The organism is Nocardia sp. NRRL WC-3656, assembly GCF_000720265.1.
In the GTDB taxonomy this organism is placed as follows: Bacteria; Actinomycetota; Actinomycetes; order Mycobacteriales; family Mycobacteriaceae; genus Nocardia; species Nocardia nova.
Genome location: NZ_JOJF01000027.1, coordinates 1 through 12,525, shown reverse-complemented (window position 1 = coordinate 12,525; position 12,525 = coordinate 1). Strand labels below are relative to the sequence as shown.

Here is a 12,525-nt window from a genome sequence, read left to right as displayed (position 1 = left end):
GTGAGCTTGCCTGCACCCACCGCCGACAATCGTGCCGTCGTCACCGGAGCGTCCTCCGGGATCGGAACCGCTCTGGCCGAGGAGCTCGCCAAACGCGGCTATTCGGTCATCCTGGTCGCCCGGCGCGGCGACCTGCTCGCCGAGCTGGCACAGCGGCTGACCGACACCTACGGGGTGACCGCCGAGGTTCGCGCAGTGGACCTGTCCGATCGCGAACAGCGTGCACCGCTGGTGGCCGAGCTGGCCGGCCGGGAGATCGCCATCCTGTGCAACAACGCCGGTGTCGCCACCTTCGGCGCCGTCGCCGACCTGGACGCCGACGTCGAGCGCTCGGTGATGGAACTGAACGCGGTCGCGGTCCACGATCTGACCCTGGCGGTGCTGCCCGGCATGCTCGCCCGCGGCGGCGGCATCCTCATCACCGGTTCGGCGGCCGGGAACATGGCCATCCCCAACAACGCCACCTATGCCGCGACCAAGGCCTTCACCAACACCTTCTCCGAATCGCTGCGCGGCGAGCTGACCGGCAGCGACGTGCATGTCACGCTGCTGGCGCCGGGCCCGGTGCGCACCGACAACCCCGACCAGGAAGAGGTCGGCAGCAAGATCCCGGACTTCATCTGGGTATCGGCCGCCTACACCGCGAAAATCTCCATCGACGCCTTGGCGCGCAACAAGATGCGCGTCGTTCCCGGCCTGATCAGCAAGGGTATGAGCGTCGCCGGCCAGTACGCGCCGCGGGCGCTCACCGCGCCCATCGTCGGCTCGTTCTACAAGAAGCTGGCCGGCTGATCCGCAGGGTGTCAAAGCGGCGTCAAGATCGCGGCGCCGCTGGTCAAGACGGCGTATCGAGACGGTTCCGGCACCATTGCGCGGCGTAGTCCTGAGAGTGACCCCCGCAGTCGAGGAGGAAAGCGGGGAACCACAGGAGACACGCCGTGACGTTGCTCGAGATGTTCCCGTCCTTACGTTCGGGGATCGCATCCCCGCGATTGGACACCACCGTGTGGCCGTGCCGGACGCACTACGACCAACTGGGCCGCATCACCGTCGACGGGGTCGCCCTCGACGATGTCGCCGACCGCTACGGCACACCGACCTATGTGATCGGTGAGAGCGAGATCCGCACCCGCTGCCGGTCGTACCGCAAACACTTCCCCGACGCCGAAATCGTCTACGCCGCAAAGGCTCTGCTGACTCGGACGATCGCGGCGCTGGTGGCCGAGGAGGGTCTCGGCATCGATGTGTGCTCGGCCGGCGAACTGGCGATCGCCCTGTCGGCCGGGGTGGACCCGCGGCGGATCATCCTGCACGGCAGCGGGAAACCTTTCGCCGAACTGGAATACGCGGTCGGCGCCGGCGTGGGGCGGATCGTGATCGACTCGCTCACCGAGGTGAGTCTGCTGGGCACGGTGGTCACACGGCCGCAGCAGGTTCTGCTGCGCCTGACACCCGATATCGACGTGCACGGACATCCGGCCGTCCGCACGGGGGTCAGCGATCAGAAATTCGGCTTCGGCCTGCACGACGAGACCACCGAGGAGGCGATCCGGACGATCATCGACCATCCCCTGCTCGATCTGCGCGGTTTCCACTGCCACCTCGGCTCGCAGATCCACAACCCCGACCATTACGGGGAAGCGGTGCGACGGCTCGTCGCGCGGATGGCCGAGGTCCGGCACGACTACGGCGTCGTGCTGACCCAGCTCGATCTGGGCGGCGGGCATGCGGTGGCCTATCGCACCGGCGACGCGGAACTGAATCTCTCGGAGCTGGCCGACATCATCGACGACGCCCTGGACGCGGCGTGCGCGCGAAACCGCTTCCCCCGCCCGGTGATCGCGATGGAACCGGGCCGCGGCATCGTCGCTCGCGCCGGCGTGACGATCTATCGCGTCACCGCGATCAAGCATGTGCCGGGCGGACGAACGTTCGTGATCGTGGACGGCGGAATGAACGACAATCCCCGGGTCGCCCTCTACGGGGCGCGCTACGACGCGGTGGTGGCGGACCGGCATCCCACCGGACCGACCATCACCGCCACCGTGGCCGGACGCTACTGCGAGGCGGGTGACGTCCTCGCCGCCGATATCCGGTTACCCGCGGATCTGCACGTCGGTGAGTTGCTGGCGATTCCATGCACCGGCGCCTACCACCACAGCCTGGCCTCGGCCTACAACGGCGTCGGGCGGCCGCCGATCGTCGCACTCCGTCACGGCCGGATGCGAGAGCTGGTGCGCCGCGAGACCGTGGCGGATCTGCTGCTGCGCGATCTCGGTTGAGTGGCACCTCCGCGCGCGGGCCGGTGATGCCTGCCCGGCGTCCGGGGGCGCTCAGCGTTTGCGGGTGCCGAAAAGGCTGCGGCTGATCTCGCGGCCCGCGGCCGAGGCCGCCGAACGCAGGAAACTCTTCACCGCCGGATTGCTCATGATCCGTTCCGCCGCCGAGACGTCCGGCTCCGGTGCACGCCCGCCGGAGCCCTGCGGCATCGCCTGCGGTTCCGGTTCGGCCGCAACCACTTTTGCGGCCAGCATCTCGTAGGCCGATTCCCGGTCCACGGTCCGGCCGTACTTCTCGAACAGCGGGCTCGACTGTGCGCGCGAGCGGATACCGTCCTCGCCGATGGTGTTCATCAGCGACCGCGGCGGGCGCAGCCGGGTCCAGGCCACCGGCGTCGGCGCGCCCTGTTCGGACAGCACCGTCACGATCGCCTCACCGATCCCCAGAGTGGTGAGGGCGTTCTCGAGGTCGTAGGCCGCGGTCTTCGGATAGGTGCGCACCGTCTTCGACAACGCCTTCTGGTCGTCGGGGGTGAACGCGCGCAGTGCGTGCTGGATCCGCGCACCCAGTTGCGACAGCACCGCATTGGGCACGTCGGTGGGCAACTGCGTGCAGAAGAACACGCCGACCCCCTTGGAGCGGATCAGTTTCACCGTCTGCTCGACCTGTTCCAGGAACGCCTTGGACGCCTCGGCGAACAGCAGATGTGCTTCGTCGAAGATGAAGACCAGCTCGGGTTTGTCGACATCGCCGACCTCGGGCAGGGTCTGGAACAGATCGGCCAGCACCCACATCAGGAAGGTGGAGAACAGCACCGGCCGCGCCGCCTGCGATCCGAGTTCGAACAGCGTGATCACGCCCTGGCCGCCGGCGGTCCGCAACAGATCGGCGGGGTCGAGTTCGGGCTCACCGAAGAAGGTGTCGCCGCCGTCGGCCTCCAGATTCACCAGCGCACGCAGGATCACCCCGGCAGTCGCGGCCGACACCCCGCCGATCCCCTTCAGATCCTCCTTGCCCTCCGGACTGGTCAGGTGCTGGATCACCGAACGCAGATCCTTCAGATCCAGCAGCGCCAGCCCCCGGGTGTCGGCCCAATGGAAGATCAGGCCGAGAGTGGATTCCTGAGTGTCGTTGAGCCCCAGCACTTTACTGAGCAGCACCGGGCCGAACGAGGTGATGGTCGCGCGGATCGGGACGCCGATTCCCTCGGTGCCGAGGGAGACGAATTCGATCGGGAATCCGTGCGGCGCCCAGTCGGTATCGCCGGTCTGGGCGGCACGGGCGGCGAGTTTGTCGTTCGATTCGCCCTGCTGCGCCAGCCCCGACAGATCGCCCTTCACATCGGCGAGCACCACCGGCACACCCGCCGCGGACAGCTGTTCGGCGATGCCCTGCAGGGTCTTGGTCTTCCCGGTTCCGGTGGCGCCGGCGACGAGACCGTGGCGGTTCAGCGTTCGCATCGGGATCCGGACCCGCGCGGCCGGATCCACCTCCCCGCCGACGACTACCGCACCCAGTTCCAGCGCGGCACCCTCGAAGGCATAACCCGCGGCGATCTGCTGGGCGACCGAATCCGTCTCGGCGGCAGCCGTTTTCGGCTCGGGCACCTGCTCCGCGGCGACTTCGGCCTCGGCCGCCTCCGCCGCGGCCGCCGCCTCGGCCGCGACCCGGGCCGCTTCCTCGGCCACCTTGCGCGCCGCCGCCGCCTTCGCCGCCTTGTCCTCGGAACTGGTCATCGCCGATCCTCCGTCGCCCTGCCCACCGCTGCCGACACCACTGGAATCACGCATATACCTGGGCAAACTGTAGCGGGAGGTTTGCCGGAAAGCGGCCGCAACGGGCCGGACGGCACGCATCCGGTGCGGTCGGTCCGATTCGCACCGTCCGCGCACTAAGGTTGCCGGAGTGTCCGACAAACTGATGGTGTGGATGGATTGCGAGATGACCGGCCTGCGCCTGGACAGCGACAAGCTGATCGAGGTGGCCGCGCTCGTAACCGATAGCGATCTCAATATCCTCGGCGACGGCGTCGATATCGTCATCCACGCCGACGACGACGCGTTGGCGGCGATGCCGCCGGTGGTGCAGGAAATGCACGCCAAATCCGGCCTGACCGACGAGGTGCGACGGTCCACGGTCACCATGGAGGAGGCGCAACAGCGGGTTCTCGACTACGTGCGCGAGTGGGTTCCCACCCCCGGCACCGTGCCGCTCGCCGGCAATTCCATCGCCACCGACCGCGGCTTCATCGCCCGGGACATGCCCGAACTCGACGCCCACCTGCACTACCGGATGATCGACGTGAGCTCGATCAAGGAGCTGTGCCGGCGCTGGTATCCGCGCATCTACTTCGGTCAGCCGGAGAAGGGCCTGGCCCACCGCGCCCTCGCCGATATCGAGGAGTCCATCCGGGAGCTCCGGTATTACCGCCGGACCGCGTTCGTTGCCGCCCCCGGCCCCTCGACCGCCGAGATCGCCGAGATCGCCGCGCAGGTCAGCGCCGGTTCCGCCGGGTCCGAGCCCCCCGCCGCACCCGCCGATTAGGTTTCCCGGCGGTCTTCGCGCTACCATCTACCGCGCCGGTCGTTACCGGCAATGGTGACCGTAGTTCAGTTGGTAGAGCACCAGGTTGTGATCCTGGCTGTCGCGGGTTCGAGTCCCGTCGGTCACCCTGCAAGGGGCAGGTCCGGAAGAGATTCCGGACCTGCCCCTTCGTCATGAGTCGAGTCGTCGACTTTCCGTCCGGTCCCCCGACCCGATCGCGATGCGCGGACGTGGTGCGCGTCACGGTTGCCGTCCAGTCCATCCGGTTGCCGGCCGACCCCGATCGAGCACACACCGGTCTGAGGACTCATTCGATCAATGTGGTGGGCCGGCAGATGCGATCGTCTTCCGGGAAGTCCCCGTCCCGGAAGTAGCCGTTGGTCGTGTCGAGAATGCAGGTGCTCAAACCCGGACGCAGCACCATGTGGATCCTGGTGTCGGCCAAGGTGATCAACCGAGACCCCGACATCTGCCGATGCAGTGCCAGTGAGTGCGCATGGGGCGTCCGGTTGTCGCCCGTGGCGGACAGGATCAGTGCGGGCACGTCGTTGTCGACCACGGTGGGCGGTTCCACCGGCGGTGGCCAGAAGGCACAGGGCTGGATGTTGTCAGCCAGTGCGGCGAAGATCGGCTGGGTCGGGCGAGCCGCCTCGATCGCATTCCAGTACCACGCGGGATCGGCGGGCATCGGTGCGTCTGCACACCAGATCTGCACCATCACCGAATCTTCGTCGTGCTCGTAGTACTCGATCTGCTGGTGCAGCTGCGCGGGCACCTCGGGCGCGCGGCCCTCCGCCGCGTCGGCAACGGCTCGCACCGATGCCGCCAGCGCCTCGTTCAATCGCGCATCCCGCAACATCGTCCACAGCAGATTCGGCAGGACATGATCGTCGAAGCCGAAGCCCTCGACCACGATCGGCGACCGCGCCGCACGATCGATGAGAGCCTCGACTCGCCTGCGTACCTCGGGCGCGGAATCGCCGAGGTGGTACTGCCGATCGCGAGCCGCCACCCAGCCGGCCCAGTCGTCGAAGGCCGCTTCCACCGCCGGGCCCCAGTCCTGTTGCAAGCCGAGCCAGTAGCGCTGCGGATCGATGGCACTGTCGAGCACCATGCGGTCGGATCGGCCGGGGAACAACTGCGAGTAGACCGCGCCCAGATACGTGCCATAAGAGACGCCGTAATAGCTGATGCGGTCCTCGCCAAGTGCCGCACGGATCACGTCCATGTCGCGGGCGGTGTTGCGCGTGCTGAGCTGCCGCATCCAGTTCGGGTCACCGCCCACCAGACAGTCGGCGGCGAGCCGTGCCTGCAGGGCCGTTTCGGTGACGAAGCCCGGTAATCCGATTCCTGCCGAGCGGATCGGGGTGGCGACCGGCCATCCGCATCGCTGGTGCCGCCCGGAGTGGGCGACGCCACGCGGATCGAATCCGATCAGGTCGTAGCGGCTCAGCACATCCGGTTCGAGAACATCACCGACGAGTTCGAACGCATCGAGCCCCGGCGTACCGGGTCCGCCAGAATTGGTCAGCAGCACACCGCGACGGTGAGCCGTATCGCTCGCCGGGATCCGCGAGACCGCGATACTGATGATCGGCCCGTCCGGACTGCCGTAATCGAGTGGCACCGCGACATCCGCGCAGACCGCACCCTCCGCTACCAGGGCCGCATCATCGCATACACCCCAGTCGAGACGTTGCCGATGAAAGCGCGCCAGCGGGTCTGCGGGTTCGGCGACAGCGATACCGGAAGCGGAGGCCACCGTCACCGCGAGTACGGCAACGATCACCGACGCGACAGCCCCGCCGACCTCTCGCAGCCGACCACGAGAACGACGACACCCAGGGGACGTGACCGCGTACCGCTCTCCACCACCCATGAGGACCTGACCCTTCAGCAAGCCGAGACCGAATCACACGGGAGCCACCGCCAACCACGCAGCGGAGCGGCGATCGCTCCGGAAGAGCCACGAACACAGGCGATTTCGGGGAGCCGGGGTGTTGTGCGCCTCGGCCCCGGATTTCGCGGGAGTGGATTGGCGGAAGCAAGTGTAGCGTCCGATCACCGCGTGGGGCCCGAACGACGAGCGGGCCTTCCGGATATCCGGAAGGCCCGCTCCTCTCGCCGTCGTCAGCGGTTGGTGTCGGCGTTGCCCGCCTTCCATTCCGCCCACGGGATATTCCAGTCGCCGAGTCCGTCGACGCCGGACAGGGTGTCACCGACGGTGTTCTTGACGATCGCGATATCGCCGCGTTTGGCGTTCTCGTACACCCAGCGGGCATCGGCCGGGCTCAGGTTGAGGCAGCCGTGGCTGGTGTTCGAATAGCCCTGCTGACCGACCGACCACGGCGCCGAATGCATGAAGATGCCGCTGTAGGACATGCGCGTCGCCCAGTCGACCGGGGTCCGATAGCCGTTGGGGCCGGTGGCGGCGACACCGTAGGTGGACGAATCCATGATCATGTGGTCGAACTGGTCGCCGATGGTGTAGATGCCGTTCTGGGTGGGCGTCGAATCCTTGCCCATCGAGGTCGGCATGGTTCGTATCACCTGGCCGTTGCGCTCGACGGTGACCATCTTGGTGGTGTCGTCGGCGGTGAAGACCATCGGATCGCCGATGGTGAAGCTGGAATGGATATCGGAGTCACCGACCAGCCCGCCACCCAGATCGCGGCCGTAGGTGTTCACGTCAACCGTGACACTGGTTCCCGGGGCCCAGAAATGCTCGGGGCGCCAACGCACTTCGCGATTGTTCACCCAATAGAACGCGCCTTCCACCGCCGGCGTCGTGGTGATCTTGATCGCATCCTGCGCGGCGCGTCGATCCGGGATGTTCTCGTCGAACTGGATCGCGACCGGCTGACCGATTCCGACCACCGCGTTCTCACCGGGCAGCAACCACGGATGCGTCTTGTTGCGCGGCGCGAGAGTGGTGAAACTGATTGTCGTCGAGGTGGTGCCGCCGATTCCGACCGCATCGGCCTGCAGGCGATACCTGCGGTCGAAGCCGAGCTGTTCGGTCAGTTGCCACGAGGTCCCGTCCGGGGCGATCTGCCCCGCCACCGGATTGCCCTCGGGTGTGAGCAACGTGACAGCGGTCAATTTCCCGTTGTCCACCTTCACCGGAATCGGATCGCCCGGCGACACCCCGACCGCCCCGTCGGCGACCGGCGTCAGCACCTTCGGTTTGACCAGGTCGATGGCCGAAGCCGCCTCGATCGCCGGTCCGTTGTTCGTGGCCCCGGAATCACTGCATCCGGTCACCGCGAGCGCGAGCATCGACATCACGCCCAACCACGCCGCCGGCGCTCTCATTCGCCGCGAGCCTCGACGTCCGCCCATGTGCAACCCCGTTTCATGCCTCGTACGCAACCGGGAAAACCGGCCACGCTGCTCAACCCACCACGCATGCGGGGATCGGTCGAGACCACGCCCACCTATTCTGCCAGGTGGAAGGGTCGCAACCGGTTGAACACGACGCGCCGGCCCCGCACACTCTCGTCCGATTCATCCCTTCCGGCCCGCCAACCGTTACCGCATTCACCCAAGATCACGATGCCTTCTCGAATAGCCCTTGAACAGGCGATTTCACTTTCCACGCACCCAACTGTTATGGTTTCTCCCGCACCGGAACGGAGCCCACAGCCCGATCCGGAGGTCCAAGCGCCATTAGCTCAATTGGCAGAGCAGCTGACTCTTAATCAGCGGGTTCGGGGTTCGAGTCCCTGATGGCGCACTCCACGAAGACCCCTGACCAGGATTCCCGGTCAGGGGTCTTCTGCGTTCCCGGCCCGGTCGACCAACGAATTCCACTCGGTCACAAAGGGATTCCATACGCTGTTGCACACGCGCTGCGGCCCCGAGACGCCGAGCTCGATCAGCCGATCGGTGGTGCCAGATATTCCAGCGCGTAACCGGAGCCGGCGGGGGTTACGCGGGCGATGCCGGGTGAGTCGAGGTGGGCGCCGGCGACGAAATGGTGTGGCCGGGTCAGTTGTTCGAGGAGAGCCGCCCGCGCAGCGCGGGCCTGGGACTGGTTGCCGTCGAGCTCCCAGGAGACCTTCGGCCGATCGAACTGGAGGGCCGGGACGTGGACGGTGTCGCCCCAGACGAGAAGGTGGGCGGTGCCACTACTGACGTCGTAGACGGTGTGACCGGGAGTGTGACCCGGTGTCGGGATCGCGGTGACCCAATCGGTGATCGCGATTTTCTCCGACACGGGGACGACCCGGCCGGCGTGTTCGGCGGCAATGTGCGGCGACGCCGCGAGGAGGCGGGCTTGACGCTGGAGCAGCTGTCGACACAGTCGTCGGTCAGCCGGGCGATGCTGTCCAAGGTCGAACGCGGTGAGAAGAGCCCGACGATCGGCGTCGCGTCCAGGATCGCCCACGCGCTCGACGCGTCGCTCTCGGACCTGGTCGGCGGGTCGGCCGCTGCCGCATCCGGCGTGGCCGTCGTCCTGCGCAAGAGCGATCGCCCGGTTTTCCGCGCCCCGGAAACCGGCTTCGAACGACACATGGTGTCCGCGGCTCCGGGCGCGGGAACAGGCGAGATGATCGTCCACTACCTGCCCGCACAGGTCTCCACCGGGCTGCTGCCCGCGTATCCGCCGGGTACCGAGAAGCAACTCGTGGTGCTCGACGGCGCCCTCACCGTGTTGATCGGCGGGATCAGCGAAACCCTGAACACGGGCGACTCCCTGTTCTTCCAGGCCGACGCGGACCACGGCTTCGCCAACCGGACGAACGCTCCCTGCGAATACATCATGGTCATCTCGCGCAGAACCTGATCGGCCGCCGATCCTCCCACCACCGAGAAGGCAGCGTCCGGCCTGGCACACAGGGTGGAGGACAATCGTCTCTCCCGGTTCGGCCGACGAGAGGACACCGATATGGACCGGTGGCGGCGGGATGCCCTGCGGTCGGCCAACAGCGGACTGCGTAACCAGGTCGAGCGGTTGCTCGACTCCTACGAGCAACAGCACTCCCGGCTCGCGGAGATCAATCAGCAGCTGGAAAACGTTCGGGTGAAAGCCGATTCCGCCGACAGTTCCGTCACGGCGACCGTCGACGCCGGCGGCGTTCTCACCGATCTGTCGCTGTCGGCCGCAGCGCTGCGCAAGCCCGCGGCGGAACTCGTCCGCACCATCGTGGAGGCGACACAGGAGGCCGCCCGCCGGGCTCGCAGGCAGAGCGAGGCGGCCGCGGCGTCGGTCGCGGCCGACCTGGACGACCAACCCGACCTCTCCGACATCTTGGATGAGTCGCCGACACTCCGGGACATCCGTGAATTCTTCCGGGGAACCGACACGTCGGCAGGCGGGGCTGCGCCGTAGCCGAGTCCGGCAGACCACGGAACCGGTGACCGGCTCGCAAGTGCGCTGGGCCGATCATGCCGACGATCGACCGGAGTGGCTCCTCTGGTTCCGCTCGGCGGGGACGTGGCTAGGCTCGTGGGCAATTCGCTCGCGATCGGGAACCGATATGGCCGACTACGCACATACCGACCATGCCAGTAAGGGCCGCGCCGAGAAGGCGCGACGGCTCGCGGCCTATCTGTGGCAGCGCGGAATCTCCGGCGCCGAACTCGCGACGATCCCGGCAGCCACGCGCCGCAAACTCGCGCGGGCCGCCGATACCAATCCGCCCAGCACCGACGAAACGTGGGCGCTGGTCGCGCGGCTGCTCGACGAGAAGGACGGGTGGGCCGCCCGTAACCCGAATCATCCTGCCGCACAACGCGATCACACGGACGAGAAGATCCTGTGGATCAAGCCGCCGGTGACGCCCTGGCTCGCCGACGACGGAAAACCGGCCCCCTGAACCACCGGTCCGACGCGCCTCGCACGCCGCAACCCCCACTTCCTCCGCCGATCGGCAGCCGCGACACCCCTTGACAGCAAGAAGTGAACTGGAGTTCACTTCTTGGGTGACCGACGACGCGCACCACTCCGGCACCCGGCCCGCGGCCTGGCGCGAGGACCTGACCAGCGGCGAGGACTCGCTGTTCGCCGACCGACCCGAACCGGAACAGGGCCCGGCCTACCGCACCCTCACCTACGACGTGACCGGCCGGATCGCACGCATCACCTTCGACCGGCCTGAGCACGGCAATGCCATCACCGCCGATACTCCGATCGAACTCGCCCACGCGGTCGAGCGCGCCGACCTGGATCCGCGCGTGCACGTGATGGTGGTCTCCGGGCGCGGCAAGGGATTCTGCGGCGGCTACGACCTCTCGATCTTCGCGGAGAACGGCCTGTCCCCCACCGTGTCGGCCCAGCCCACGACCGGAACCGTTCTCGACCCGGTGGTGCAGGCGCGCAACCACAACCCCTGGGGCACATGGGATCCCATGGTCGACTATCAGATGATGAGCCGGTTCAACCGCGGCTTCTCCAGCCTGCTGCACGCGAACAAGCCGACGGTCGCCAAACTGCACGGATTCGCCGTCGCCGGCGGGACCGACATCGCCCTGTTCTGCGATCAGATCATCTGCGCCGACGACACCAAGATCGGCTATCCACCCACACGCGTGTGGGGCATTCCGGCGGCCGGTATGTGGGCGCACCGGCTCGGCGACCAGCGCGCCAAGCGGCTGCTGTTCACCGGCGACTGCCTCAGCGGCAAGCAGGCCGAGGAGTGGGGCCTGGCCGTGGAGTCCTGTCCGGCGGACGAGCTCGACGAACGCACCGAGCAACTGCTGGAACGGATTTCGAGCATGCCGATCAATCAGCTGATCATGGCGAAATTGGCCCTCAACAGCTCACTGCTGGCCCAGGGCGTCGCGAATTCGGGCATGGTGAGCACCGTCTTCGACGGCGTCTCCCGGCACACGCGCGAAGGATATGCGTTCCAATTGCGCTCGGCCACAGTCGGCTTCCGGGAAGCGGTGCGCGAACGCGACGAACCGTTCGGCGACTGGAAGCGGGCGCAATTCGACCGGTCGGATCGCGCCGAAGACAGGTAAATCCCGCGGCCGCGACGAACAACCCGAGCATCGAACCGGCCGCGACGACTTCGGAGCCTCGGTACCGGAAACTCGGACGTCCGTCCGCTGTGCGTCTCAATCCGCGTGCGCGACGCCACCGATCGCCGGCGGCATATCCGATTCGCTCTCCGCACGCGCGCTCACCTTGTCCGCCAGCGATAGCAACGCCCGCGCCTCCGCGTCGGTCAGCTGGTCGACGAACAGCCGCCGCACCAATTCGGCGTGCCGGGGCGCGGCCTTTTCGAGCGCCCGGCGACCGGAGTCGGTGAGACAGATCAGCCGGCCGCGCGCATCGTCGGCGGCCGGACTCCGCACCACCAGCCCGCGCTTGTCCATCCGCGCCAGATGCTTCGACAGCCGGCTCTTGTCCCAGCAGATCTGCGCGGCGAGGTCGCGGGCGCGCACACTCCCCTCGCGCGCGTCGGACAGCGTCACCAGAATTTCGTAATCGGAGACCGACAGCCCGTCGCTCGCGAGTCCGGCGGCCATCGCGGCGTCGAGACGCTGACGCAGCCGGATGTACGCGGACCAGGTCCGTTGTTCCTGTTCGTCCAGCCACCGCACCATGGGAATGATCCTACCGAGTATTTGGTTGACATGGACACCAACCGGCCTAGGAGGAATCTCAATGAGGTTGTCAAGTCCTACTGGTGATTTCCGGGTTTGCTGATGGGGTCAGGTTGCGGGGGCGGGCTGGTAGGTCTTGTGGTC

12 protein-coding genes and 2 tRNA genes are annotated in these 12,525 nt (G+C 67.3%); 9 read left to right on the top strand and 5 right to left on the bottom strand.

Annotated features, from left to right (window positions below; all coding sequences use genetic code 11):
* Both cmrA and lysA read left to right on the top strand, forming a co-directional pair.
* On the top strand, nucleotides 1-792 hold the full coding sequence (gene cmrA, locus IG65_RS0127380; protein WP_030517831.1) for a mycolate reductase: 792 nt from the start codon (nucleotides 1-3) through the stop codon (nucleotides 790-792).
* A gap of 146 nt (nucleotides 793-938) precedes the next feature.
* Entirely contained in the window at nucleotides 939-2,282 is a 1,344-nt protein-coding gene (gene lysA, locus IG65_RS0127375; RefSeq protein WP_030517830.1) for a diaminopimelate decarboxylase, read from the top strand.
* 51 nt (nucleotides 2,283-2,333) lie between these two features.
* Here the strand turns inward: lysA and IG65_RS0127370 are convergent, their stop codons facing one another.
* A complete protein-coding gene (locus IG65_RS0127370) occupies nucleotides 2,334-4,016 on the bottom strand; it encodes a helicase HerA-like domain-containing protein (RefSeq protein WP_030517829.1) in 1,683 nt (560 codons plus the stop codon).
* Nucleotides 4,017-4,185: 169 nt separating this feature from the next.
* Between IG65_RS0127370 and orn the strand changes: the two genes are divergently transcribed.
* Nucleotides 4,186-4,824 (top strand): oligoribonuclease, encoded by a 639-nt coding sequence (gene orn / locus IG65_RS0127365; RefSeq protein WP_030517828.1) that lies wholly within the window; start codon nucleotides 4,186-4,188, stop codon nucleotides 4,822-4,824.
* 54 nt (nucleotides 4,825-4,878) lie between these two features.
* Nucleotides 4,879-4,951, top strand: a tRNA-His gene (locus tag IG65_RS0127360).
* Nucleotides 4,952-5,131: 180 nt separating this feature from the next.
* On the opposite strand, the gene IG65_RS0127355 is transcribed toward IG65_RS0127360, so the two are convergent.
* Nucleotides 5,132-6,613 (bottom strand): alpha/beta fold hydrolase, encoded by a 1,482-nt coding sequence (locus IG65_RS0127355; protein WP_036525870.1) that lies wholly within the window; start codon nucleotides 6,611-6,613, stop codon nucleotides 5,132-5,134.
* 341 nt (nucleotides 6,614-6,954) lie between these two features.
* Complete coding sequence (locus tag IG65_RS0127350; RefSeq protein ID WP_030517826.1) at nucleotides 6,955-8,139, bottom strand: Ig-like domain-containing protein; 1,185 nt, start codon at nucleotides 8,137-8,139, stop codon at nucleotides 6,955-6,957.
* Between the two features lie 348 nt (nucleotides 8,140-8,487).
* Between IG65_RS0127350 and IG65_RS0127345 the strand changes: the two genes are divergently transcribed.
* Nucleotides 8,488-8,560 (top strand) — tRNA-Lys (locus IG65_RS0127345).
* Between the two features lie 141 nt (nucleotides 8,561-8,701).
* Here IG65_RS0127345 and IG65_RS0127340 read toward each other — a convergent pair.
* A complete protein-coding gene (locus tag IG65_RS0127340) occupies nucleotides 8,702-9,043 on the bottom strand; it encodes a hypothetical protein (protein ID WP_231509463.1) in 342 nt (113 codons plus the stop codon).
* Here IG65_RS0127340 and IG65_RS0127335 point away from each other — a divergent pair.
* The 4 genes from IG65_RS0127335 to IG65_RS0127320 all read left to right on the top strand — a co-directional run bounded on the left by IG65_RS0127335 (nucleotide 8,942) and on the right by IG65_RS0127320 (nucleotide 11,793).
* The gene (locus tag IG65_RS0127335; RefSeq protein ID WP_255359491.1) at nucleotides 8,942-9,613 is read left to right on the top strand and encodes an XRE family transcriptional regulator; all 672 of its coding nucleotides are present in this window, start codon (nucleotides 8,942-8,944) and stop codon (nucleotides 9,611-9,613) included. The genes IG65_RS0127340 and IG65_RS0127335 overlap by 102 nt on opposite strands.
* 102 nt (nucleotides 9,614-9,715) lie before the next feature.
* On the top strand, nucleotides 9,716-10,159 hold the full coding sequence (locus tag IG65_RS36140) for a YbaB/EbfC family nucleoid-associated protein (protein WP_156055793.1): 444 nt from the start codon (nucleotides 9,716-9,718) through the stop codon (nucleotides 10,157-10,159).
* 148 nt (nucleotides 10,160-10,307) lie between these two features.
* Nucleotides 10,308-10,646 carry a hypothetical protein gene (locus IG65_RS0127325; protein ID WP_030517823.1) on the top strand — a complete coding sequence of 113 codons (339 nt, stop codon included), beginning with the start codon at nucleotides 10,308-10,310 and terminating at the stop codon, nucleotides 10,644-10,646.
* A gap of 106 nt (nucleotides 10,647-10,752) precedes the next feature.
* Nucleotides 10,753-11,793 (top strand): crotonase/enoyl-CoA hydratase family protein, encoded by a 1,041-nt coding sequence (locus IG65_RS0127320; RefSeq protein WP_030517822.1) that lies wholly within the window; start codon nucleotides 10,753-10,755, stop codon nucleotides 11,791-11,793.
* A gap of 96 nt (nucleotides 11,794-11,889) precedes the next feature.
* On the opposite strand, the gene IG65_RS0127315 is transcribed toward IG65_RS0127320, so the two are convergent.
* Nucleotides 11,890-12,381, bottom strand: a complete 492-nt coding sequence (locus IG65_RS0127315; protein ID WP_051756971.1) for a MarR family winged helix-turn-helix transcriptional regulator — start codon at nucleotides 12,379-12,381, stop codon at nucleotides 11,890-11,892.
* Nucleotides 12,382-12,525 lie beyond the last annotated feature (144 nt).